The sequence below is a fragment of the Thalassotalea loyana genome (assembly GCF_030161435.1).
GTDB lineage: Bacteria > Pseudomonadota > Gammaproteobacteria > Enterobacterales > Alteromonadaceae > Thalassotalea_G > Thalassotalea_G loyana.
On sequence record NZ_BSSV01000001.1, the window covers coordinates 211,421 to 234,243 of the forward strand.

At 39.9% G+C, this 22,823-nt stretch carries 23 protein-coding genes; 16 read left to right on the top strand and 7 right to left on the bottom strand.

The window, feature by feature from the left end:
• Positions 1-3 precede the first annotated feature (3 nt).
• From QQK05_RS00870 to QQK05_RS00890, 5 genes are all read left to right on the top strand, one after another.
• The gene (locus tag QQK05_RS00870; RefSeq protein ID WP_284295471.1) at positions 4-2,040 is read left to right on the top strand and encodes a type IV pilus secretin PilQ; all 2,037 of its coding nucleotides are present in this window, start codon (positions 4-6) and stop codon (positions 2,038-2,040) included.
• A gap of 276 nt (positions 2,041-2,316) precedes the next feature.
• Positions 2,317-2,835: a shikimate kinase AroK gene (aroK, locus tag QQK05_RS00875; protein WP_284295472.1), complete on the top strand. Its 519-nt coding sequence runs from the start codon at positions 2,317-2,319 to the stop codon at positions 2,833-2,835.
• 3 nt (positions 2,836-2,838) lie between these two features.
• Complete coding sequence (gene aroB, locus QQK05_RS00880) at positions 2,839-3,906, top strand: 3-dehydroquinate synthase (RefSeq protein WP_284295473.1); 1,068 nt, start codon at positions 2,839-2,841, stop codon at positions 3,904-3,906.
• Between the two features lie 13 nt (positions 3,907-3,919).
• Complete coding sequence (locus QQK05_RS00885) at positions 3,920-5,266, top strand: SPOR domain-containing protein (protein ID WP_284295474.1); 1,347 nt, start codon at positions 3,920-3,922, stop codon at positions 5,264-5,266.
• 52 nt (positions 5,267-5,318) lie between these two features.
• Positions 5,319-6,149 carry a Dam family site-specific DNA-(adenine-N6)-methyltransferase gene (locus tag QQK05_RS00890; protein WP_284295475.1) on the top strand — a complete coding sequence of 277 codons (831 nt, stop codon included), beginning with the start codon at positions 5,319-5,321 and terminating at the stop codon, positions 6,147-6,149.
• Positions 6,150-6,155: 6 nt separating this feature from the next.
• Here QQK05_RS00890 and QQK05_RS00895 read toward each other — a convergent pair whose 3' ends face one another.
• Positions 6,156-6,347 carry a DUF2970 domain-containing protein gene (locus tag QQK05_RS00895; protein WP_284295476.1) on the bottom strand — a complete coding sequence of 64 codons (192 nt, stop codon included), beginning with the start codon at positions 6,345-6,347 and terminating at the stop codon, positions 6,156-6,158.
• A gap of 240 nt (positions 6,348-6,587) precedes the next feature.
• Between QQK05_RS00895 and QQK05_RS00900 the strand changes: the two genes are divergently transcribed.
• Positions 6,588-7,205 carry a PEP-CTERM sorting domain-containing protein gene (locus QQK05_RS00900; protein WP_284295477.1) on the top strand — a complete coding sequence of 206 codons (618 nt, stop codon included), beginning with the start codon at positions 6,588-6,590 and terminating at the stop codon, positions 7,203-7,205.
• 111 nt (positions 7,206-7,316) lie between these two features.
• Positions 7,317-8,423: an MltA domain-containing protein gene (locus tag QQK05_RS00905; RefSeq protein ID WP_284295478.1), complete on the top strand. Its 1,107-nt coding sequence runs from the start codon at positions 7,317-7,319 to the stop codon at positions 8,421-8,423.
• 44 nt (positions 8,424-8,467) lie between these two features.
• Here the strand turns inward: QQK05_RS00905 and QQK05_RS00910 are convergent, their stop codons facing one another.
• From QQK05_RS00910 to QQK05_RS00925, 4 genes are all read right to left on the bottom strand, one after another.
• The gene (locus tag QQK05_RS00910; protein ID WP_284295479.1) at positions 8,468-9,619 is read right to left on the bottom strand and encodes a UDP-N-acetylglucosamine 4,6-dehydratase family protein; all 1,152 of its coding nucleotides are present in this window, start codon (positions 9,617-9,619) and stop codon (positions 8,468-8,470) included.
• A gap of 33 nt (positions 9,620-9,652) precedes the next feature.
• Positions 9,653-10,462 (bottom strand): nucleoside-diphosphate sugar epimerase/dehydratase, encoded by an 810-nt coding sequence (locus QQK05_RS00915; RefSeq protein ID WP_284295480.1) that lies wholly within the window; start codon positions 10,460-10,462, stop codon positions 9,653-9,655.
• A gap of 94 nt (positions 10,463-10,556) precedes the next feature.
• A complete protein-coding gene (locus tag QQK05_RS00920; RefSeq protein ID WP_284295481.1) occupies positions 10,557-11,735 on the bottom strand; it encodes a DegT/DnrJ/EryC1/StrS family aminotransferase in 1,179 nt (392 codons plus the stop codon).
• A gap of 21 nt (positions 11,736-11,756) precedes the next feature.
• Complete coding sequence (locus QQK05_RS00925) at positions 11,757-12,368, bottom strand: sugar transferase (RefSeq protein WP_284295482.1); 612 nt, start codon at positions 12,366-12,368, stop codon at positions 11,757-11,759.
• 189 nt (positions 12,369-12,557) lie between these two features.
• Here QQK05_RS00925 and QQK05_RS00930 point away from each other — a divergent pair, with 189 nt between their 5' ends.
• From QQK05_RS00930 to QQK05_RS00955, 6 genes are read left to right on the top strand one after another with little or no spacing between them, the layout of a single operon-like run.
• On the top strand, positions 12,558-12,929 hold the full coding sequence (locus QQK05_RS00930; protein WP_284295483.1) for a serine O-acetyltransferase: 372 nt from the start codon (positions 12,558-12,560) through the stop codon (positions 12,927-12,929).
• A complete protein-coding gene (locus QQK05_RS00935; RefSeq protein WP_407704841.1) occupies positions 12,922-14,049 on the top strand; it encodes a glycosyltransferase in 1,128 nt (375 codons plus the stop codon). The genes QQK05_RS00930 and QQK05_RS00935 overlap by 8 nt, the downstream gene beginning before the upstream one ends.
• On the top strand, positions 14,042-15,148 hold the full coding sequence (locus tag QQK05_RS00940) for a glycosyltransferase (protein WP_284295486.1): 1,107 nt from the start codon (positions 14,042-14,044) through the stop codon (positions 15,146-15,148). Before QQK05_RS00935 ends, QQK05_RS00940 begins: the two co-directional genes overlap by 8 nt.
• A gap of 6 nt (positions 15,149-15,154) precedes the next feature.
• Complete coding sequence (locus tag QQK05_RS00945) at positions 15,155-16,468, top strand: O-antigen ligase family protein (protein ID WP_284295487.1); 1,314 nt, start codon at positions 15,155-15,157, stop codon at positions 16,466-16,468.
• A 1-nt stretch (position 16,469) separates the two neighbouring features.
• A complete protein-coding gene (locus QQK05_RS00950; RefSeq protein ID WP_284295488.1) occupies positions 16,470-17,981 on the top strand; it encodes an oligosaccharide flippase family protein in 1,512 nt (503 codons plus the stop codon).
• Positions 17,978-19,093 carry a glycosyltransferase family 4 protein gene (locus tag QQK05_RS00955; protein ID WP_284295489.1) on the top strand — a complete coding sequence of 372 codons (1,116 nt, stop codon included), beginning with the start codon at positions 17,978-17,980 and terminating at the stop codon, positions 19,091-19,093. Before QQK05_RS00950 ends, QQK05_RS00955 begins: the two co-directional genes overlap by 4 nt.
• Before the next feature lie 52 nt (positions 19,094-19,145).
• Here the strand turns inward: QQK05_RS00955 and QQK05_RS00960 are convergent, their stop codons facing one another.
• Together QQK05_RS00960 and QQK05_RS00965 are read right to left on the bottom strand one after the other, a co-directional pair.
• Positions 19,146-19,499, bottom strand: a complete 354-nt coding sequence (locus tag QQK05_RS00960) for a hypothetical protein (RefSeq protein WP_284295490.1) — start codon at positions 19,497-19,499, stop codon at positions 19,146-19,148.
• Between the two features lie 22 nt (positions 19,500-19,521).
• Positions 19,522-20,640, bottom strand: coding sequence for a heparin lyase I family protein (locus QQK05_RS00965; RefSeq protein ID WP_284295491.1), 1,119 nt, complete (start codon positions 20,638-20,640; stop codon positions 19,522-19,524).
• A gap of 217 nt (positions 20,641-20,857) precedes the next feature.
• On the opposite strand from QQK05_RS00965, the gene QQK05_RS00970 reads away from it, so the two are divergent.
• From QQK05_RS00970 to QQK05_RS00980, 3 genes are all read left to right on the top strand, one after another.
• Complete coding sequence (locus QQK05_RS00970; protein ID WP_284295492.1) at positions 20,858-21,697, top strand: mechanosensitive ion channel family protein; 840 nt, start codon at positions 20,858-20,860, stop codon at positions 21,695-21,697.
• A 72-nt stretch (positions 21,698-21,769) separates the two neighbouring features.
• The gene (locus QQK05_RS00975; protein WP_284295493.1) at positions 21,770-22,492 is read left to right on the top strand and encodes an AzlC family ABC transporter permease; all 723 of its coding nucleotides are present in this window, start codon (positions 21,770-21,772) and stop codon (positions 22,490-22,492) included.
• Entirely contained in the window at positions 22,485-22,802 is a 318-nt protein-coding gene (locus QQK05_RS00980) for an AzlD domain-containing protein (RefSeq protein ID WP_284295494.1), read from the top strand. The genes QQK05_RS00975 and QQK05_RS00980 overlap by 8 nt, the downstream gene beginning before the upstream one ends.
• The last annotated feature ends 21 nt before the right edge of the window (positions 22,803-22,823 follow it).

Genomic DNA, 22,823 nt, shown 5'->3' on the forward strand with positions numbered 1-22,823 from the left:
ATTATGAATAAGAATAATTTAAAATACAAAATGCTAAGCTTACGTGCACTGTTGGTGACAACACTGCTGTTACCATTTTCTTTATTAGCTGCGCAATTAAATGGTATTTCCTACAATACATTGCAAAACGATGAAATCGAACTTCGTTTTAGTCTATCTGAGAATATTTCAAAACAGCCGACGGTAAAAACGTCGATGTCTCCGGCGCAAATAAAAATTACATTCGAAGCAGATAGTTACGACCCTCAATTAGCCAAAACAATGGTTGAACATGCTGGTGTTAATCATGTCACGGTTGAAAAGCTTGCAGGCAAAGTTGTCGCGACAATTCATTTGAACAGCTTAAGTATTTTTGATGTTAAACAATCTCAAAACACGTTTTCATTGTTGCTGAATAAAGCGGTAGAAAGCTCACCAGTGACAAAAATAAGCCCGGTAGGTAGCAACTTCATTAACCGTGTAGATAGCATTGATTTTCGTAAAGGGCGAAACGAAGAAGCTCAGTTATTGGTGTTTCTTGAAGACTCAATGGTTGCGGTCGATGTAAGCGATAAATTAGGTAAGTTATTTATCGAATTTCACAATACACAAATTGCGGAAGACCTACTGTATAAATTAGACGTTACAGATTTTGGCACTGTTGTATCGGGTATCGAAACGTTTAAAGATGGTCGCAACGCACGTTTAGTTGTTGATATTGATGGACCTTTCACTTTTAAACACCAGCAAGTAGGTAATGTATTTTCGTTAGCGGTGGTTAAAGAGGTTAAAGTGCCTGGGTACCTGGGTGATAGTGAAGACTTTACAGGTCGCGCAATTTCATTAAATTTCCAAGACATCTCAGTTCGTACCGTGCTACAAATCATTGCCGATTATAATGGTTTTAACCTAGTAACCAGTGATACGGTAAGTGGTAACATAACGTTGCGTTTAGATGGCGTACCTTGGGACCAAGCACTTGATATCATCCTTAAGGTCAAAGGTCTTGATAAGCGTATGGAAGGCAACATACTGATGGTTGCTCCAAGTGATGAACTAGCTGCACGTGAAGCGCGAGACCTACAAGCGAAGCAGCAGGTTGCTGAGCTGGCACCACTTTATTCTGAGTACGTGCAAGTAAACTATGCAAAGGCAACGGATATTGCTGATCTGGTTAAAACAGAAGAAAACAGTATCCTGTCACCACGTGGCAGTGTGAGTGTTGATGAACGTACAAATACGCTACTTATTCGTGATACTGCAAAAAGTATTGAAGATATCAAACGTATGGTAACTGTTCTTGATATTCCAATTCGCCAAGTTGTTATTGAATCACGCATGGTTACTGTAAGAGATAATATCAATGAAGAAATTGGCATTCGTTGGGGTATTACAAGTACTAATGGCGAAAACTCAAGCTCAGGTTCATTAGGTGGTGCTGATACAGCAGGTACTGGTGCCGTGCCTAGCATTAATGACCGTATGAATGTAAACCTACCAGTAGCTAACCCAGCAGGTAGCATTGCATTTCAGGTTGCTCGTTTAGCAGACGGGACGATTCTTGACTTAGAGTTAAGTGCGTTAGAGCGTGAGAATAAAGGTGAGATCATAGCGAGTCCACGCATTACCACGTCTAATCAAAAACAAGCGTATATCGAGCAAGGTGTCGAAATTCCATATCAAGAAGCTGCATCAAGTGGCGCAACAACGACGCAGTTCAAAAAAGCAGTATTAAGCTTAACGGTAACGCCTCATATTACGCCAGATGATCGCATTATTTTGGATTTAATTGTGACGCAGGACACTGTATCTGAAATTTCAAACGGTAGTGCACCAGCGGTAGATACTCAGCGAATTGGTACGCAAGTATTAGTCAACAATGGTGAGACAATTGTGTTAGGTGGTATTTACCAACAATCGATTGTTAATACGGTTTCTAAAGTGCCGGTTTTAGGTGATATCCCATATTTCGGTTGGGCGTTCAGAAATACTAATAACTTTAGTGAAAAGAAAGAGCTGCTTATTTTTGTAACGCCGCGCATCGTTACAGAACGTTTCTAAGCATCACAAAAAGCGCGAGTAAACATAAATAGGTAAATGCTAATTTACCTATTTAACGAGAAGTCTTAGATTTTTCTTTAAGATATTGAAAAATCTTTGATTTTATCTCGCTAGTAGAGCACGGCTGGCTTGAGTTTGCAGGTAAGTAACTACTTTTATTAACACCTACTTGCATTTTACCCTCAACAATTGCGATAATTGCGCCCTTGAAAAAATCGCGAGGGAGTTCCCTCTTACCCTAAATCAAATTATTTAAGAGTTGTAAGTAAGTCGAAAATGGCAGAGAAGCGTAATATTTTCCTTGTTGGCCCAATGGGCGCTGGCAAAAGTACCATCGGTAGAGAATTAGCAGATAAATTGCATTTAGAATTTTTTGATTCGGACCAAGAAATTGAGCGTCGCACAGGTGCTGATATTTCGTGGGTATTTGATCTTGAAGGTGAAGAAGGATTTCGCAAAAGAGAAGAATCAGTAATTGACGATTTAACTGGTAAGCAAGGTATCGTTTTAGCAACCGGTGGTGGTTCAGTAATTAGTAGTCATGTTCGTAACCGTTTATCAGCTCGTGGTATTGTTGTTTACTTAGAAACGACAATTGATAAACAAGTAGCGCGTACGCAACGTGACCGTCGTCGTCCTCTTTTACAAACTAAAGAAGACCCTCGCACTGTATTAGAAAACTTAGCAAAAGATCGTAACCCTCTTTATGAAGAAGTCGCAGATGTCGTTGTTCAAACTGACGATCAAAGTGCGAAAGTTGTTGCGAATAAAATTGTTGAGCGTTTAGACTTTTAATCAATGGCTACTTTAGTTGTTGATCTGGATGATCGCAGTTACCCAATTTACATTGATTCAGGGCTATTATCTGACAATAGCCCTTTAGCTTCACATATCAAATCAACACGCGTTTGTATTATTACTAACGATGTTGTTGCCCCCCTTTATCTCGATAAAGTAAAAGAGTTACTTGATGGCTTTAATATCGATGAAGTGATTTTACCCGATGGTGAAGCAGAAAAGAGCCTAACTAACTTCGAAAAAATCATGTCTCACATGCTCTCAAAAGCGCATGGAAGAGATACTACCGTTATTGCATTGGGTGGTGGTGTTATTGGTGATATCACTGGCTTTGCTGCCGCATGTTATCAACGTGGCGTACCATTTATCCAAGTGCCAACAACATTACTCTCACAAGTGGATTCTTCAGTTGGCGGCAAAACGGCCGTCAATCATCCGCTAGGTAAAAACATGATCGGTGCATTTTACCAGCCTCAAGCCGTGATTATTGATACTGACAGTTTACTGACTCTGCCGGTACGTGAGTTTAATGCGGGTATGGCAGAAGTAATCAAATACGGTATTCTTGGTGACGGCCAGTTTTTCGATTGGTTAGAGCAGCATAAAGAGGCCATTAAAGCAGGTGATAAAGCAATACTTGCAACAATGATTGAACGTTGTTGTCAATGTAAGGCTGACATTGTTGCTTGTGATGAAACCGAAGCAGGTGTTCGCGCCTTACTAAACCTAGGTCATACATTTGGGCATGCGATTGAAGCCGAAATGGGATACGGAAATTGGCTTCATGGCGAAGCTGTTGCTACTGGCATGGTACTTGCCTCTTCTTTAGCAGAAACGTTAGATTTGTTAAGTACGTCAGATTGTCGACGCATTGAAACGCTTATCAAGTATTTTGATTTGCCAATTGAAGCTCCGGACAGCATGGGTTTTGAAGAATTTATCAAGCATATGCGCCTCGACAAGAAGAACTTAGCGGGAAAAGTCCGCTTGATTGTGCCAACTGCGATTGGTCAATCAGAAATTCGCGATGATATAAGTGAGGATGTGCTTAAACAAATCTTATCTTAATTGAAGGTTTGTTATGTCAGCACTGAAAAGCTTTACCCAAATTGCTCAAGCATCTGAGACAAAGGCGCCTACGCCTAATCAACCCGTAACGAATATCAGTGTGCATGCTCGCGTCGATTACACGCTAAGATTTTCGACACCTGCCGTTTATGTACTTGGTGAAGATGCTTCAGCATATAGTCACGTAGCGTCTCATTATATTGGCTCAATCGACAATGCTCGCAATGTTGCATTTATTGCGTGCTCTAGCCAACTTAACAACATTCAAATTCGTTGCCGCATCGTAGAACAGCTTTTTGGTGACCAGTTGTTCGATCCTGAGCAGCCCTTATCTGTTAGCATCATTAATTTAATGAAAAAACAGGTGCAACCACTTGCCATTGTCTTAGAGCATAGTCAGTTTTTATCACTACAAATTACTCACGAGCTATGCCAACTGGCGCAAATTGCAAAGAAAAGCCATCTCGATATTCAGGTCCTCATGGTAGGGACGGCCGAAACCGGGTACTTGATTGGCGAAAATGCGTTACTTTTCAAAGATAAAGTAACCATTGTTCAATCAGATAATGCACAGCTTATCAATCTTCAGTCAAAAGTATTAAAGCGACCTTCAAGCTTTATTGCATTACCCAAAAGTGTCAAAGTTATCTCATCGTTTGCGCTATTTTCCGGTCTAGTGCTCGCTGCAACTTATGCGTTGTGGCAACTTGACGTTGTTAACTTTTCATCATTGCCTTCAATGACTCATAGCCAACCGCAAGATAGTACTAATGAGATGGTTTTAGCCAATCAAAAAAGTAATCTAAACGGTAATAATGCTTCGATTCAACAACCTATCGTTAGTGCAAGTACACAAGACATTCTTAACGCGATAAATGGTGTTATTGAGTTACCTAAACAAGAAACAACACCTGCACAGCCTGCTAAACCACAAGATATTCTGTCTGCAATAGAAAGTCTTGATAAGGTTGCAGAAGCGCCGGCGCTAGATACGAGCAAGACTATTGCCTTATCTAGCATTGAAGAAAAGGTTGAGGCACCTGCTCCTGTCTGGGCAGAGCATGACGTGTTTACTCGTGAAGATAGTGGATTTGTTATTCAATATGGTGCGTTCACTTCAGACGCAGTGAAAGCTGGGTTTTTAAGTCAATATCAAGTGGGTGAGTATCATACTTATCAACGAGAGCTGAACGGTAAAAATATGTCTGTTATTACATCACCAATATATAAGACAAAGGCGCAAGCTCAAGAGGTTTTGCTTAATCTTCCATCAACGCTTCAAGATAGAGGTATTTGGGTGAAAGACATTAAGGCAATAAAAGATGAAATCTCTGCTTTTGAAAGCTCCCAATTGCAGTAAATACAAGATACAATCTAGTCTTTGTGGTTAATATTAGGCAGTTAAGGCTGTAATGAAGAAAAAACAGCGGGCATTTCTGAAGTGGGCTGGTGGTAAATACAGCTTAAGTGATGTTATCAATAAAATGTTGCCTAAAGGGGAAAGGTTGATTGAGCCTTTTGTAGGTGCTGGGTCAATTTTCTTAAATAGTGATTACGACAACTATTTACTTAATGACATTAACCAAGACCTTATTAACCTGTATCAAATTCTTCAACAAAAGCCTGATCAATTTATCGAAGATGCTCGTCAGTTTTTTACGCCTGAAAATAACGACGCTGAAGTCTATTATCAATTTAGAAAAGAATTTAATGAAAGCGAAGATAAGTACTTTCGTTCATTGATGTTTCTATACATGAACCGTCATGGTTATAACGGTTTATGCCGATATAATAAGTCAGGCGGGTTTAACGTACCGTTCGGCAAATATAAAAAGCCCTATTTCCCTGAGCAAGAGCTCAATTTTTTCGCAGAAAAATCACAGAAAGCGACATTTGTATGTGAAAGCTATCGCCAAACCTTTACTCGTGTGAAAAGCGGAGATGTTGTTTATTGTGATCCTCCTTACGTGCCGCTGAGCAAAACAGCAAGCTTTACAAGCTATGCGGGTAATGGTTTTGGATTAGATGAACAAGCAGACCTAGCGAACGCTGCCGAAGAGGTCACTACTGATGTTGAAAATACATCTGTGTTGATCAGTAATCACGATACGATTTGGACGCGGAAAATTTATGAGCATGCCAATAAAATTAAAAAGCTAAAAGTTGCCAGAACGATTAGCCAAAAAGGCAGCAATCGTAAAAAGGTTGGTGAATTGTTAGCGCTGTATAAATCTAAAAGTTAACATTTGCTACGTTAATACCAACTTTACAATCAACACTAAGCTTAATACGAATAATACGACTGCAATTAATCCGATAATGATAAACGTTATAGGATTACCTTGAGTGAAGTCCTGTTCTCTATTTTGATCGCTTTGGACGCCCAAAAGTGCCCAAAGCACACTTTGGATGGTTTTACTTAACCGCTGTTCATTTCGCATAACTATTTCCTTATATGAAAGCATTTATTGCTTTTACATGTCTTCTTAATTGAAACCTATAACGGGCTCAATCTTTTGTCTAGTTTTTGACCGATCTTTCGCATGGTTATATGAAATAAGGAAAAAATGTGAAAATAAATTGTAAAAATTCTTGTTAATTTTCTGTAAAAATGAGATAAAACGCACAATCGAGGTTGTACCAGATCAACGAATAAAAAGAATCTAGGCTGGAGAGAGCAAATGAAGAAGTTTATCTTAGCTATTGTTGCTTGTTTTAGTATGTCTGCGAATGCAGGGTTAATTGAAGAGTCAAATTACGTTATTGATACTGATCAGGGTCTAGATTGGTTACGTTGGGATGAAACTAATAATCGCTCGTACAATGATGTGCTGAGTAATTTAGGTGCCGGTGGTGATTTTGAAGGTTGGCAGTTTGCAACAGCCGATCAAGCTGAACTATTTTTAGGTGGGCTTGGATTAACTAATTACTCATCAGCTACCCAAGTAACAACGTCAGATATTTTCCAAGAACTCGCGAGATTGATGGGTGTTGAGATGACACCTACACAGTCATGGATTTATGGTATGGTTGAAACGAGTGGCACGAAAGCACGTACCTACAGCCAATACGATTATTCGTGGAAAGCAGCGCCAGAGTATAAAATTTTCAACCTAAACAAAACATATTCTGCAGGTTTCTTAGGGAGCTTCTTGGTGCGTGACACATCATATGTCCCACCTGGCACTCCGTTAGTACAGCCGATTAATCTACCTGTTCAAGTTACCGAGCCAGCAACCTTGATGTTACTTGTTCTTACACTTGGTGGATTACTTACTTTTAGAAAGCGCCGTCAGTAAGCCACAGCATAATTCTTATATCTCGCAAAAAAGTAGCTTCGGCTACTTTTTTGCGTTTTAGCGTAAGGAGTATGTTATCTTGCTTTTATCTTTACAAAACCAATTTTCATTATGTTGAAGCAAGCCATATCGTTGATCATTGTCGCTCTCTCATTCTTTTCCGTGCACGCATATTCTAATATTTTTATTAAACAAACTAACGTCGATATCCCGCCGTTTGCCAAGCTAAATACCGATGACTTATGTAAAGTTGCACAGAGTGTCGTTGACTATCAATCAATAGAGCAATCTGATTATGCATGGCGTGAAACACCGCTAATACCTGATGAGTTTTCCCCAGAAAGGGTAAAGGACACGTTAACGTTTATTTGTAAGCTTGTGAAAGAAGGTCGCGGTGATTTATTGACTAATACCGATTTTCTTAATCAGCATTTTACTTTCTATCAATGGATGCCTGACCTAGTTAAAGCAGGTGAGCTTGCTACTGCCAGTAAGAATAAGCGTAAAGCAGAAATGCTTAACGCGATCCCTTCGGATAAGATATTTCTGACTAAGTATTACACCAAACGACTGTTAGGTAGCGATGTTAAAACAGCTGAATTTCCCGTTGCCTTATATCAATTGCCGTATGATGAAATCGGTATGTCAAAGAAAGAGGCTGTAGAGAAAAAGAACACGTTAACCCGATTCAAGTATACGCGTCAGGAGATTATTAGTGGGATCTTAGAGCAAAAGAACCTGGCTAAACCCTTGATTTGGTTATCGGAGGAGGGTTTGCACGATGTATTACTTCAGGGGACTGGTGTTTTAGACGTTGATGGTAAAATTAGATACTTTAATGTCCATCGCAATAATGGGATTGCCTACGACTATACGTTAGGTAAATCGGAGCAAGCTAGGTATTGGTATTTTTCAGAGGTAAATGGTATCAAAGGCTATGGCCATGCCATTGAATCGAAGATAGATTTAATGCCTAGAGTCAGTTTCGCAGGCAATATTAAGCAATTAGGGTTAGGTAAACTGATTGTGGTAGGGTTTAACGACAAAAAGCTAAGACGTTCATTTATGGGGGTGTTAGCTGACGAGGGCGGTGCCTTTGATAATAATTTATTTCAATTGGATTGGTTAGTTGAGAGCTACTTCGGTTGGCATGATTATCATCAATCTAACAAGCAATACCCTGACTATGCCAACGCATGGTTATTAATTAAAAAATAAAAAACGCCTCTTCATGAGGCGTTTTTTTAAGTATTATTGACTGACTATGGTTGTTGAAAAGCAACGACGTTAGAAGTAAACGTTGAGGCCGCTTTGAGTTTCGCCTCTGCTTCCGCAATATCCACTTCGGGAACAAGCTCATCTTTTTCAATAGGTGCCTCTGCCGAGCTTACAACTGGCTTGTCGCTGTCTTTTGGTTGATAACCTAAAGGCGCATCCATTAAGAGCTGTTTTATCTTACTAATGTCCTCTTCTTCCATTGCTTCTGTTAATCGCAACAGAATTCTCGACACTTCCATCCAACTAATCGACTTTTCGTTGGCAGTAAGAATTCGCTGATGATAGGTTTCTTGTGCATTATCATCAATTAGCAGTTCCTCGTAGAGTTTCTCACCAGGACGAAGACCACTAAACTCGATTGCAATTTCACCGTCAGGATTTTCTTTATCTTTAATGGTTAAACCCATTAAGTGAGTCATCTTATAAGCAAGATCGACTATTTTTACTGGGTCACCCATATCTAGCAAGAATACGTCACCACCTTTGCCCATGGCACCAGCTTGAATTACTAACTGAGCGGCTTCAGGGATCGTCATAAAGTAACGGATAATATCTGGATGAGTAACGGTTATTGGTCCACCCGCACGTATTTGTTTCTTAAAGAGTGGCACAACAGAGCCTGATGAACCTAATACATTACCAAATCGCACCATGACAAAACGCGTACTATGATCACGCTTTGCTAGCCCTTGAAGCACCAACTCAGCCATGCGTTTTGTCGCACCCATGACATTGGTTGGCCTTACTGCTTTATCGGTAGAAATGAGCACAAAGGTTTCAACTTCACAAAACACGGCGGCTTGTGCGATTTCATAAGTACCTAAAATATTGTTGGTAATACCGGCAATAACATTGTTTTCTACCATAGGAACATGTTTGTAAGCGGCCGCGTGGTAGATAGTCTCTACGTTATGCTGCGTAAAAATACGCGTCATTAGCATACCGTTTTGTACATTACCAATCAGGGGAACAAGTGGGATACTTAGCGATTGCTCCGCCAGGTATTCGGTTAGCTCTTGGTTGATTTCGTACAGGAATGCTTCACTAACATCGAGAAGGATTAATTTGGTAGGTTTTTGTCCGATGATTTGACGACAAAGCTCTTTACCAATGGAACCACCAGCACCTGATACCATAACCACTTTTTGGTGGATGTTTTCTGCTAGCAGCTAAGGAATTGGTGTAACGGCTTCGCGACCTAATAACTCGTCGACAGATACTTCTCGTAACTCATCGATTTTACGTTTACCCGAAACAATATCTTGCATACTTGGTATTGTTAAGAGCTCGAGTGCATAGGGTTCAAGTAGCGCGATAATATCGTGAATTCGAGAAGGCTCTACATTACTCAGTGCTAAAAGGACTTTAAACTGGCCATGTTTCTTCACAAGCTTATCTAAGTCTTTCGTAGAATAGGCTTTTAAACCGTTAAGTGTTCGGCCATGAAAGCGGCTCTTCTGGTCAATAAAGGCAAGCGGTTGATATTTCTTACCTTGCGCTAAAGTAGCTGCAAGTTGACGGCCAGTTGATGTCGCACCATAAATTACCACGCCTTCGCGCTCTTCTAGCCAATGCTTCTCTGCGGCTAAACCGACAAGTGCACGAGCGCCAGCAATCAAAAAGAATGAGAGTACGAAGAAAATGATTGGGATTGAGCGAGGAACAAAGGCATCGAAAATAAACCCTGAAATAGAGCATACGATGCTAGTAAACAATAGTAAGAATAATAACTGAACCTTGTTCTTGGCGTTAAAATAACGCACAACAGCACTATATATGCCTGTGAAATAAAACAAGCATATTGCAGTTACAGCGGTTATGGAGAAGGTTATAAACTCTCCGCTGCTGAAGGTTACTTCGGCAATCCCTAGCCTGATTATATAAGCTGAAAAAAATGCTAGCGTTAGTGCGAATAAATCGTAACTGATTGATAGCATTAATTTTACTGAGCTTGGAATTAAGTCAATTGGTCTTGCCATTACATCCAGCCTCTATTTTAATGTAGATAAGGCTACTACCTCTCCCCATTGTGACAACATTTTGTTACAAAGTCATTAACTGATTTGTTACATCTTATAATTCAGATAGTTTTATAAACACCTGATGTATGACGTCACAGGTTTTTTCAATTTCTAGTTCAGTTAATGTTGGGTGAACTAAAAACATTAAACTGTTGTTACCTAAAGTGACCGCATTCGGTAGCGGTTCGGCAGGTTTAAAACTTGTATTATCAAACGCTTTTTCTTTATAAACCTCAGAACAACTACCACTAAAACACGGCACGCCTGCTTGACTGAATTCAGTGATAATATCATCTCGAGAGACGCCATTTGGCAATAATTCTGGTTTTACTTGGACATAACATTTGTAGAACGCATGCTCGATATCTTTTGGTATAACGGGAACATCAATAAAGTCGAAAGGCTTACAGGCATCGAAAATACGCTGAGCGTACTTGTTTCGCATCGTAAACCACGATGGCATACGTTTAGTTTGGATGCGACCAATTGCCGATTGCATCTCGGTAAGGCGCCAATTCGTACCAAACGATTCGTGTAACCAACGATAGCCAGGCGGATGTTCTTTCTCATAGACCGCGGCATATGATTTACCGTGATCCTTATATGCCCATGCTTTTCGCCACAGTGACTCATCATTGGTGGTTACCATGCCACCCTCGCCACCAGTCGTCATAATCTTGTCTTGGCAAAATGACCAAGCACCGAAATGACCAATAGAGCCGACAGAGCGCCCTTTATATTTAGCACCATGTGCTTGTGCACAATCTTCAACAATATAAATACCACGTTCTTCAGCAAGTGCCATAATTGGGTCCATGTCACACGGCCAGCCTGCTAGATGGACGCATACAATGGCCTTAGTTTTTGGTGTTAACACTGCTTTGATTGTTCGCGCACTAATGTTTTGACTGTCGAGTTCTACGTCAGCAAAAACCGGTGTTGCGCCGGCATTAATGATTGAGCTTACTGAAGCGATAAAGGTTCTAGAAGTCACAATAACCTCGTCGCCCTCGCCAATATCCAACGCCGCGAATGCTAAATCTAGCGCTAACGTCCCATTAGCCACTGCAATTGCATAGTTGCTATCGGTATAACGCGCGAATTCCTGCTCAAATTGTCTACCTTCTTGCCCCGTCCAGTAATTAACTTTGTTCGAAGCAAGCACTTTACTTACAGCATCAATTTCTTCTTGTGTAAAGCTTGGCCAAGGTGAGAATGGGGTGTTTAACATATTGATAACTCTTTGAATAATTTATTGATTAGGCTTTGAACCGGTAAACTTGGGCATGGTAACTTCGCCCTCAGCACTAATGCCTTCTTTGATAAAAACTTTTTTAACCGTTAAAAACAAAATTTTAATATCGAGCCAAAGTGACATATGTTCAACATACCAGACATCGTATTCGAACTTTTCTTCCCAAGTTAAGGTGTTACGGCCATTAATTTGTGCCCATCCTGTAATTCCTGGTTTCACGTCATGGCGTTTTGCTTGATGCTCGTTATAAAGCGGCAGATACTCCACTAAAAGTGGTCGAGGCCCGACTAAACTCATATCACCTTTTAGTACGTTCCATAGCCCAGGTAACTCATCTGCGCTTGAATTGCGTAATTTGTGGCTAAATGGTGTCATGCGTTCTTCATCAGGTAACGGCTGACCGTTTGCATCATTTGCATTTTTCATGCTTCTAAATTTATGCATGTTAAATACTTTGCCTTTTAGGCCTGGGCGAGGTTGTGAAAATATGACGGGACTACCAAGGTTCTTTTTTACTTTAAAATAGACAATTATGTACAGTGGTGAAAGCAATAGTAGTGCGCTTGCAGCACAAATAATATCAATCAAGCGCTTAACAAATGGGTACATCAGAAACTCTTTTTGTTGTTATTGTGGTTTTAATACCTTGTTTAGCTGTTTTACATCGTTTTTACTTTATTTTCCACAATAACCAGAGTAAATTGGCGAAACAACAATAAAAATTTTCAATTAGTCATGCATGCAGTAGTTCGTTGGTATTATCTATCTCGTCGCCTTTATCTAAAAGGTGTGCCCATATTGCCTCAAATTATCTGGAAACTTATTCGAATTATTTTTGCATGTGACGTCAAATATACTGCCCAAATAGGTCAGAATGTCGGTTTTTTTCATAATGGATTAGGTGTTGTTATTCATAAGGATGCAGTGATCGGTGACGGTTGTATGCTGTACCAAAATGTAACAATTGGCGGTAATGGAAAAACTGGTGACGCCAATGGTGCTCCCGTAATAGGCAATAACGTGTTTATTGGTGCTGGTGCCGTTATTTTAGGGCCAATAACCATTGGCGATGGTGCTAAAATAGGTGCCAACTCAGTTGTACTGCATGATGTGCCTGAGGGTGCAACTGTTGTCGGTATGCCAGCTAAAGTGGTTAAAATGCATGATTGAAACCCCATCAGATAATCAAACAAAAAGAGTGCTACATGTTTTAGTTACTCTAAATCTTGGGGGCGCGGAAAGTCGGGTTATGGACTTGTTTCGCAATCAAGAAAACAGTCAACTGCAACATGATTTTGTTATCATGACCGAAGACCCCTGTTATTACACAAATGAAGTATTGGAATCTGGTGGCGTAATTCACATTGTTAGAAATCCAAGGCAGGAGTTTTTCAGTCATATATTTGACTTATATCGGCTGTTAATAAAATCTCCTAAGTATGATGCGATTCATGTTCACACTTCTTTTCATGCCGGTATTTGTTTGTTTATAGCAAAATGTGCTGGTATTAAAGCGAGAGTCAGTCATGCTAGAAACATCAGCACGAGTACTCCTTCCAAATTTTATAAAGGGATGATGTGTATTGGTCGAACTCTTATTTCTATGTTTTCGACCCATCGATTTGCAATCTCAAAAGACGCCGGCAAGTATCTATTTGGTGACAGGGATTTTGAGGTCATTCCAAATGCTTTTCATTTCGAAAAAATCAAACATAAGTCGGAAGTGACTCAAAAAGATCGAGACGATTTAGGCCTATTACCTGGTATTAATATTGTCGCTATTGCTCGATTTTACCCTGTAAAAAATCACGCATTTATGTTGCAGGTCCTTGTTGAATTGCTGAAAGTTAGATCGGATATCTACGTACACTTTATCGGAGATGGTGAGTATCGAGAAGAAATTGAGCTGCAAGTTGCAAGTATGAAGTTAGAAGAACACGTCACTTTTTGGGGTAGAAGAAGTGATGTCTATCAGATTTTGCCATGCTTCGACCTCATGCTAATGCCAAGTATTACGGAAGGCTTAGGGGTCGCAGCGTTGGAAGCGCAAAAAGCAGGTGTGGCTTGTTTAACTTCTGATGCGCTACCAGAAGAAGCGGATATTGGCGCAGGTTTATACGCTAAACTGCCTCTTTCAGAGCCCGCTAGTACTTGGGCAAAGCAATGTTTATCAATGATAGAGCGAGATGTCGCGAGCAAAGCGCAATTAGACTCGTTATATAAGCAAAAAGGCTATGAGCTTAGTTATAGCGAAGAGAAATTTTATAAGGCGTATTCTTACGATGGCTAAACCAATCAGAGTATTGCAAGTTATTCCTCAACTAGGTGCCGGTGGTATTTCATCTGTTGTGATGAATTGGTTGAGGGAAATAAATAACGAAACGGTTACATTTGATTTTATTTGTTTTAATGATGGCCAATACCGTGAAGAGTTAGAAAACTTAGGGTGTAGCGTATTTTTACTTCCTACCTTTAAAAGCTCACCCATTAAACACGTTAATGAAGTTAATCGTATTTTCAATGAAAATACCTACGATGTTATTCATGTTCATAACAGTTTTAAGAATTTCGTCATGCTTGGCCTAGCCAAGCGTCACAATATTCCTGTCCGGGTATGTCACTCACATACCTCTGGTTTAGAAAGCACGTGGCTTGCGCCAGTGTTTGGTGTGATTAAGCAGATCACCAAAAGCTTCAGTAACCAATACGTTGCATGTGGCGATAAAGCCGGTAAATTCTTGTTTGGCAGAGACAATTTTATCGTGTTAAACAACGCGATAAAGGTCGAAAAGTTTCTACCTGCAGAAGACAAAAAACAACAATATGCTGACGTTTTAAAGAAGTACAATTTACCAACGAACAAAAAACTCATCTTACATGTTGGACGTTTTAGTACGGTAAAAAATCATCAATTCTTGTTAGTGTTAGCCAATAACCCTTTGCTAGGGAAAGACATTCATTTTGTTTGTGTCGGTGATGGGCCCTTAAAGCAAGATTTTGCAGCAAGTATTGTCGAGTCTAGACAAAGCGAACGTTTCTCATTATTGCCTGCAAATGATGACATTCCACAGTTATTGGGTGGAGCGTCGGCATTTATTATGCCGTCTTTGTTTGAAGGGGTTTCTGTGGCATTGCTTGAAGCACAGGCGGCAAAATTACCATGTTACATCTCAGATACTATCTCGCTGGAAGCAGATATGGGATTAGCATTGGTAGAGCTTTTGCCTCTAGATAGTCCTGAAGACTGGGTACAGCAACTTAACCATCTTCAGCCGGCATTATTAGATGATCAGATGGTAAAGCAAGCCTTTAATATCAAAAATTATAGTATCGATGCGGTGACGGAACAGCTAATTAAACTATACAAAGACGGCATAGAGGTATCTTAAGCTATCATGCTTAAAAGACTGGTATATTGTCCTGAGCTGATAGTCATTGGCATTCTTATATTATTGTTTGGCATCACCCAAGCGCATGCTTTGCTGCTTATCGTCGTGTTAATGGGTGTGGCGATAAGCTTCGCATTACCGTTTTACCGTTCAGTCCAGTTAGCCTTCTTTTTGATTCCTTGCTTGAATGTCTTTGTTGGCTCTCCTTACATATCGATTTCATTAGCGACCCTGATTTATTTGGCTATTTTTGGGCGCTACATCATGACACAGTTATTTCATACTCAATATTTCATTCCTGGTGTAATAGCGACCATTGTTGTCGTGGGGTATGAATTGATGCACCTAATTTATAATCCTGTGATGCTATCGACACAGACAGTGCGCTGGATGATTTTATTCGTTTTTGTCTCTTTATTATTGTTTGATAAGCGAAAATACATCGAGTTTGGCCAATTGCGCTTTGTCGTTTTGATAGGTTTTATTACGTCGACATTCTATGGTCTGCTCAAAGATATATTTCATCCAGTTACGTTTTACCATGCAGACGCCATCGCGCGGTTTGCTGGTGGTGCGGGTGATCCGAACAATTTCGGTTTGCTGTGTTTATTGTTGATCTTTTTTTATTTACCAAGCGTGCCAAAACAGCCGATCAAATTAAGTCAATTGATGATACTTGTTGGTCTGCTCGCTGCAGGTTCACTTACCGTATCGCGTAGCTTTTTCTTAGTATCGTTTTTCAGTTTGTTTTTGTACTTTTTATTGTATTTTCGGGCCGCGATAGGGGAGATATTTTTTAGAACCTTATTCGGTATTTCTTTGGGAATACTCGCAGGTATATTTGTTGTACTTTCTGGAGCAACGGAGCATATCAATTTAGATATTATGTCTCGTTTTGATTCTGATAATTTATCTGAGTTGACGGGGGCTAGGAGTGATATCGCTAAAGAATACGTTAAAATGTTTTTGGCCCAAGAGCCTGACTATATGTTGTTTGGTGGCGGTATTAACGGCTACTTAGGCTATTACAATTATTATTTTGGCGTAGAAAAGATTTTTGAAGAAGTTGTTGGCCCACACAATACTTTTCTGGAAATGCTAGTAAGCTTGGGCATTCTTGGTAGCTTCGTATTTATCTATTTTGTATATGCAGGGTTTAAAGCGGAGAAAATACGGACGCGAAATTATTCGTTTTATCGCTTGTCCTATTTGCCAATCATTGTTTTTTTGTTGTATTGCCTTAGTCTGCAAAACCTTGGTAAATACAGTAGTTACTTTATCGTTATGATGATCATTTATAACACTTACCGGAAAGATTAAGATGGAAGCAGCACAACAACGTAAATTTGGTGTTTTGCTCGGCTATCTTTCGATTGCTATTCGCAATATTCTTGGGCTATTGCTGATTCCTTTTATTATCCATCATGTTGGTGTCGAACAATATGGTGTTTATAGTCTTGTTTCATCGATTATTTTATATTTGATTATCTTGGAAATGGGGCTGGCGAATACGGCGATTCGATTTCTTTCCAAGTATCAGGCACAAAAAGACTTGTCCGGGCAGGCCAGATTCATTGGCTTAATGCTGATTATATATAGCCTAGTAACTGTTATCGCAATGCTTGTTGGCGGTGTTTTTTATCACCAACTACCTGATATTTTCTCGGGCTCGATGTCAGTTGATGAAATCGCTTTATTGCAACAGACCTTTTTCATTCTGCTCATCAACATTGCCATTACCTTGATGAGTAATACGTTTACTGGTGTTATCAGCGCAAAAGAGAAATTTGTCTTTGAGACCGGCACTCAAATTCTATTGTTTTTACTCAGGTGCACAGCAGTTGTTGTTGCGCTATACCAAGGTGGAGACATCGTCGACATTGTTATTATCGATACGTTAATCAACCTAACGCAATTAGTAATAAGACTTTGTTTTGTTTTTGGTCGACTAAAAATTAAGGTATCGTTTACATCAATAGATTCTGATTTAGTGAAAGAAGTCTTTGGCTACACGTTATTTATTGGTCTAAATGTAATCGTCAATCAAATTAATTGGCGGGTAGATAATTTTATTATCGGCGTGATGGTAAGTAGTGCAGCAGTTGCAATTTACAATATTGGCAACCAATTGGTATTAAGTTTTATCGCTTTTGCAAGTGCGATATCCAATGTTTTTGTCCCGAAAATTGTAAAGCTTGTCACCCTTGATGCGCCATTATCACAAGTCACAGATGAATTGATTCGCATCGCACGCATGCAGATGATGGTGCTCGGTTTCGTATTATCTGCATTTATTGTATTTGGGCCATTATTTATTTCCTTATTCGTTGGCGAAGAATTTAAACAGGCATTTTTAGTTGCACTTTTACCTATGGTGCCATTTATATTTGTTTTGGCACAAAGCTCAACTAATGCTGTTTTACAAGCGATGAATAAACATAAAGTAAGAAGTTTAATATTACTAGCAACAGCAGTAATGAATATCTTAGTTTCCATACTACTGGTTAAGCAGTATGGATTGATAGGCGCAGCGTTTGGCACCATGGTTACGCTTATTATCGGAGAGTTGGTTTGCGTTGGACTCTACCTGTCCCGTGTAATTGGCTTAGAAATGTCACGTTTTTATCGCCAAGGTTTAGGCTTTATTTTACCTACAATGTTCGTTGTTGTTGGGTTGGGTTCATTTATTGAAAGTTATTTTTCAAGAGACTGGATAGGCCTTATGCTTGGTGTCTTTATTCTTCTGGTATGCTACGCGGTGCTTGTGTTCTTTATCGCAGCGAATTCCGCAGAGCGCCAATTTCTCGCATCAATAATAAAAAGAGCAAAATGATGAAAGTAGCTGTAATAGGGGCTTACCCTGACTCCATAATGAGTTTTCGTGGTGCAATGATAAAAGCGATGGTTGATGCTGGGCACGATGTCTTGGTTATGTCTGCACCCGCTTCAGCGAAAGTTGTCAAGGATGTGGAGTCATTAGGTGCGAGATTTCAAGCGTATGATGTACAACGCAACGGTTTAAACCCCATTGCTGATTTAAAAACGTTTTGGCAATTAAGGAACATGCTAAAAAGCTTTCAACCAGATAAAGTATTAGCTTATACCATCAAACCCGTTATATGGGGCGGCTTGGCATGTCGGCTTCATCGCAATGTTGAGTTTTATGGCTTGATCACGGGTTTAGGTTACGCGTTTGAAAAAGGCAGCTTGTTACGTAACCTGGTTAATGGATTAGTGAAATTTCTCTATCGTATTAGTCTTAAAAAAGCGCGACATGTTATCTTTCAAAATAATGATAATCTGGCACTTTTTGTCAAGCTTGCGCTTTGTAAAGACGCACAAACTAAACGAGTGCATGGTTCAGGGGTTAGCTTGAGTCATTACCCATTCACCCCGCTGCCTGAACAGCCTCCTACCTTTTTGTTGATTGCTCGATTGCTTGGCGACAAAGGAATTCGTGAATACGTGGCGGCAGCTGAGACCGTTAAGAAATCCTATCCTGACTGCCGTTTTGTTTTGGTGGGGCCTGAGGACAGTTCCCCGGACAAAATAGAAATGAGCTTGATTCATCAATGGCATGAGCAAGGAGTTATTGAATATTTGGGAGAAACCAAAAACGTATTACCCTTTATTCAAAGCTGTCATGTTTATACCCTTCCTTCATATCATGAGGGACTCCCGAGAACCGTACTTGAAGCAATGTCTGTTGGACGGCCTATTCTTACAACCGATGCTGTTGGGTGTCGTGAGACCGTTATTGATAATAGAAACGGTCGATTAGTCAAAGTGAAAGACAGTCAAGCATTAGCAGAGGCTATGCAATGGTTTCTAGCAAACCAAGAGCAGTGGGGAGAGATGGCGTCAGCTAGCAGAGAGTTTGCAACAGAATTATTTGATGCCGATAAAGTAAATACTGAAATTTTATCTATTTTGAATTTAAACTGAGGCTAATAGTAGCCTGCATAATGCAATAAGGTGCAGGCTACTAGGTGGTTTTTTACTGATGGACATAGACCATGCTTGCCGATGGAAATGGGCCTCCGACCATTGCAGGTGTACAAGCACCATCTAGCCAAAATGCGATCTTTTTATTATGTGCATGTGCGAGCATAATCGAAGCGTATAGCTCATTAAAGTTGTCTCGTGACGTTGAAACCGCGACAGCTGTAGACTCACCAGTACCATTACATTGTGCGTTATCAATGAACTTTGTTGGAGAAAGCGCATAGACCACAATCCTGCTCTCATCTATTTTGTAATAGTTAATATTTGCCTGTCCAGAGTTGTTTTGAGCAAAACTCGCATGACTCATAAACACGAAGGCAGCTATTAGGATAAGTGTTAGACGCATGAATTTTTCCTTATTGTTGTTTTTATCTTGGGGTAACGATTGAAAAGCCAGTATTACTGTCGCCTTTCCAGAGCCTCAAAGGGCCCAAATACTTAGTCATGTAACGATGAGCAGCATCGACTTCTTCTTGCACGTTGGTACGCTCATGTCGATAAACACCTAATCTAAGATCAGGACTCGGTATCGGGAATTGGTAGTTGCTCGGGTATGTGTACATTGTGGGACCATAAAAGCTCCAGTTAGGTGCCGTTGAGCTACTTGCATTGCTTATTGGGTTATTGGTTTGATCAAATATCCAAATTTTCAAAAAGCCATCAGCCTGCTGAGAATACTTAATTTGTGCAATAAAATCATACCATTGATCCGTTTGAACCTCGTGAGGATGGAGATAAACATTATTCTCTGGTACTTGCCATGACAATGGTGTTCCTTCTCGGATTGAAACTTGATAGTGCAATTGACCATTAACCGGTGTTGTAATAATGCCGATTGCTGGACCTCCCGTTGTATAACCAGCTTGTGTGATGCTATTGATTGAAGCTTCGTCATAGCCTTTTTCAGCAAGGTCCGTGTTATTTGGTTGATTTCGGAACTGAAACACGGTGGTTATTTTTTCTTTATCAAGGTGCGAGTATTTTTCTGACCAACCTATCCAGAGAGTCGTGCCCTCTGCAATATCCATTTTTTTTAATGTACTTTTGATATGGATTTCTGCGCGCGACATACCAATCACACCAGCGTTAGTTTGACCGAAGTCAGTATAAAACTTGACGTTTTTACTGTTATTACTTCTCGGGGTGATAGAAGTATCGCCAAACTCGATTTCTATACCAAACTCCTCACCGTTAGGGCCTGAAAACCCTGGATCAGTTTCTGAATATGGCCTTACATTGGGAATCGGCATGCCTTGTGTGCCTGGATACCTATCACTAACTCCCCAGAGCTCATAAATCGGTCTGTTCCAGTTTCTGGTTGCTTCGCTAACGACTGTATCGTTTGGACCGTCCCATAAAAATTCTTGGAAGTTGATTTCTTTTTTATTGAACGCGAGTAGGTATTGGGTAGCAATTAAACTTGAGTTTGCTGAGCATGAAAAAATGAAAGCTACGATTACTACACAGAGATTAATTATACATCTCATATCATTACTTATTGTTATTATTATAAAATTTGGTTTAATGATGTTAATTCTTTATGGCAGCATCGTAAACTACTTGATTCAATTATTTTACAGTGAGGCGCCACAAAGTCATTGAACGTCCATCAAGCGATGGTGTTGTAGATTAATGGATTTGTCACATACTAATTCATTATTTATCTATACTATTTGGAAAGAACAAAAACAGGTGAATCTCAAAATGGATTTCAAAACAGAAGAAATAGAACAGTATGCTCAGCTTGTGACCGAGATGGGTATTCAATTTGGCACTAAGTTACTAACGGCAATAATCGTATGGTTTATTGGTGCCTGGATTATTAAAAAAGTTGTGAAGTTATTAGACGTTGCGATGACGAAAAAGAAAGTAGAGGTCACGCTTCATCAGTTCCTGTTGAGCATTTTCAATATTACGTTAAAAGCCATTCTCGTGATTATTTTTGCGTCCATGGTGGGTATTGAAACAGCGTCATTAATTGCAATGCTTGGTGCAGCTGGTTTAGCCGTTGGCTTAGCATTACAGGGGAGTTTGTCTAACTTCGCTGGCGGTATCTTAATCTTATTCTTTAAACCGTTCAAAGCAGGGGATGTCATTGATGCCCAAGGTTATGTAGGTACTGTTGATGAGATCCAAATTTTTAATACCATTATTAGAACACTAGATAATCAACGTGTGATTATTCCTAACGGCTTATTGTCAAATGGTTGTGTGAAAAATGTATTTGTTGAGCCAACACGCAGAGTTGATATGACATTTGGTATTAGTTATGACGATGACTTAACGAAAGCAAAAGCCATTTTACGCGACATTTGTGATAATGATGAGCGCATACTTAAAGATCCGATTGCAGACATCTTTATTTCAGCTCATGCCGATAGTTCAATTAATATCTTAGTGCGTCCTTGGGTTGCGTCTGAGCATTATTGGGAAGTTCACTTTGACGTTATAGAAAAAGTGAAATTAGCCTTTGATGAGCAAGGTATTACGATTCCTTATCCGCAGCGCGACGTACATATTTATCAGCAAAATACTAGCAATTAACACGCTTTGTTTTGGGGTGGTTATAAAAGCAAGTAACGTTAGTTACTTGCTTTTTGTTTTTAGGGACAAAACATGAATCAACAATTTCGTGTCATGTTAAAAGGTGCGCAACAATCAACACCTTTGATTGTTGCTGCAATGCCTTTTGGCATTATTTATGGCGCACTAGCGCAATCTGCTGGCTTATCTGAGTGGGCGATCATTGCTATGTCAGTGTTTGTTTTTGCAGGTAGTTCGCAATTTATTGCAATAGGGTTACTTGCTGCTGGCGCAAGTGTACCTGTCATTATTTTAACGACGTTTTTTGTCAATATTCGTCATATGTTATATGCGGCCAACCTCTTACCTTTTGTCAAAAAGTACAGTCAGAGGGTCCGATTGCCAATGGCCTTTTTACTCACTGATGAAACGTTTGCCGTGTCGTCGCACTACCTGCGCAAACACCCAAAGACTGAGTACTTTAGTTGGTTCTATTTTGGTTCAGCGTTGTTCATGTACGGTAACTGGATATTTTGTAGTTTGATTGGCCTTTATCTATCGCAAACTGTACCTAATATGTCAGAGTGGGGCCTTGATGTTGCGATGGCGGTTGCCTTTATCGGTATTGTTGCACCAAGTCTTCACAATAAACCTACTGTTATGTGCGCGTTAATTGCCGCGATACTGTCTGTACTAACCTATCATTGGCCAAATAAAGTGGGTTTGTTGGTTTCTTCCATTTGTGCGATTGCAATCGCTTTGTATTTGGAAAAACAGGCATCAGCTACACTAGTTAAGGAGCAAGCTCATGAATGAAGTACTATTGATCGTTGGTATGTTAGTTGTCACGTTTTCTACTCGTTATGTGCTTTTTGCGTTTGCCAACAAAATTGCATTACCAGAGGGGCTGCAACGCGCGTTGAACTACGTGCCTATTGCTGTGCTATCGGCCATCATTGCGCCAGCAGTATTAATGCCAAAGGGAAGCGTGGATATATCGATAACTAACGCTTATTTAATCGCTGCAATCGTAGCTGTTGTTGTAAGCTGGTATAAAAAGAATATGTTATTGACGGTAGTGTGTGGGTTAGTCGCTTTTGCTTTAGCAAAGTATTTTATAAGCTAACCTTATTTATATTAATCATTT

Bases quoted from the DNA above. Each gene is read 5' to 3' on its own strand.
- QQK05_RS00870 (WP_284295471.1), top strand. From the start codon at position 4: ATGAATAAGAATAATTTAAAATACAAAATGCTAAGCTTACGTGCACTG.
- aroK (WP_284295472.1), top strand. From the start codon at position 2,317: ATGGCAGAGAAGCGTAATATTTTCCTTGTTGGCCCAATGGGCGCTGGC.
- aroB (WP_284295473.1), top strand. From the start codon at position 2,839: ATGGCTACTTTAGTTGTTGATCTGGATGATCGCAGTTACCCAATTTAC.
- QQK05_RS00885 (WP_284295474.1), top strand. From the start codon at position 3,920: ATGTCAGCACTGAAAAGCTTTACCCAAATTGCTCAAGCATCTGAGACA.
- QQK05_RS00890 (WP_284295475.1), top strand. From the start codon at position 5,319: ATGAAGAAAAAACAGCGGGCATTTCTGAAGTGGGCTGGTGGTAAATAC.
- QQK05_RS00895 (WP_284295476.1), bottom strand. From the start codon at position 6,347: ATGCGAAATGAACAGCGGTTAAGTAAAACCATCCAAAGTGTGCTTTGG.
- QQK05_RS00900 (WP_284295477.1), top strand. From the start codon at position 6,588: ATGAAGAAGTTTATCTTAGCTATTGTTGCTTGTTTTAGTATGTCTGCG.
- QQK05_RS00905 (WP_284295478.1), top strand. From the start codon at position 7,317: ATGTTGAAGCAAGCCATATCGTTGATCATTGTCGCTCTCTCATTCTTT.
- QQK05_RS00910 (WP_284295479.1), bottom strand. From the start codon at position 9,619: ATGGTATCAGGTGCTGGTGGTTCCATTGGTAAAGAGCTTTGTCGTCAA.
- QQK05_RS00915 (WP_284295480.1), bottom strand. From the start codon at position 10,462: ATGGCAAGACCAATTGACTTAATTCCAAGCTCAGTAAAATTAATGCTA.
- QQK05_RS00920 (WP_284295481.1), bottom strand. From the start codon at position 11,735: ATGTTAAACACCCCATTCTCACCTTGGCCAAGCTTTACACAAGAAGAA.
- QQK05_RS00925 (WP_284295482.1), bottom strand. From the start codon at position 12,368: ATGTACCCATTTGTTAAGCGCTTGATTGATATTATTTGTGCTGCAAGC.
- QQK05_RS00935 (WP_407704841.1), top strand. From the start codon at position 12,922: ATGATTGAAACCCCATCAGATAATCAAACAAAAAGAGTGCTACATGTT.
- QQK05_RS00940 (WP_284295486.1), top strand. From the start codon at position 14,042: ATGGCTAAACCAATCAGAGTATTGCAAGTTATTCCTCAACTAGGTGCC.
- QQK05_RS00945 (WP_284295487.1), top strand. From the start codon at position 15,155: ATGCTTAAAAGACTGGTATATTGTCCTGAGCTGATAGTCATTGGCATT.
- QQK05_RS00950 (WP_284295488.1), top strand. From the start codon at position 16,470: ATGGAAGCAGCACAACAACGTAAATTTGGTGTTTTGCTCGGCTATCTT.
- QQK05_RS00955 (WP_284295489.1), top strand. From the start codon at position 17,978: ATGATGAAAGTAGCTGTAATAGGGGCTTACCCTGACTCCATAATGAGT.
- QQK05_RS00960 (WP_284295490.1), bottom strand. From the start codon at position 19,499: ATGCGTCTAACACTTATCCTAATAGCTGCCTTCGTGTTTATGAGTCAT.
- QQK05_RS00965 (WP_284295491.1), bottom strand. From the start codon at position 20,640: ATGAGATGTATAATTAATCTCTGTGTAGTAATCGTAGCTTTCATTTTT.
- QQK05_RS00970 (WP_284295492.1), top strand. From the start codon at position 20,858: ATGGATTTCAAAACAGAAGAAATAGAACAGTATGCTCAGCTTGTGACC.
- QQK05_RS00975 (WP_284295493.1), top strand. From the start codon at position 21,770: ATGAATCAACAATTTCGTGTCATGTTAAAAGGTGCGCAACAATCAACA.
- QQK05_RS00980 (WP_284295494.1), top strand. From the start codon at position 22,485: ATGAATGAAGTACTATTGATCGTTGGTATGTTAGTTGTCACGTTTTCT.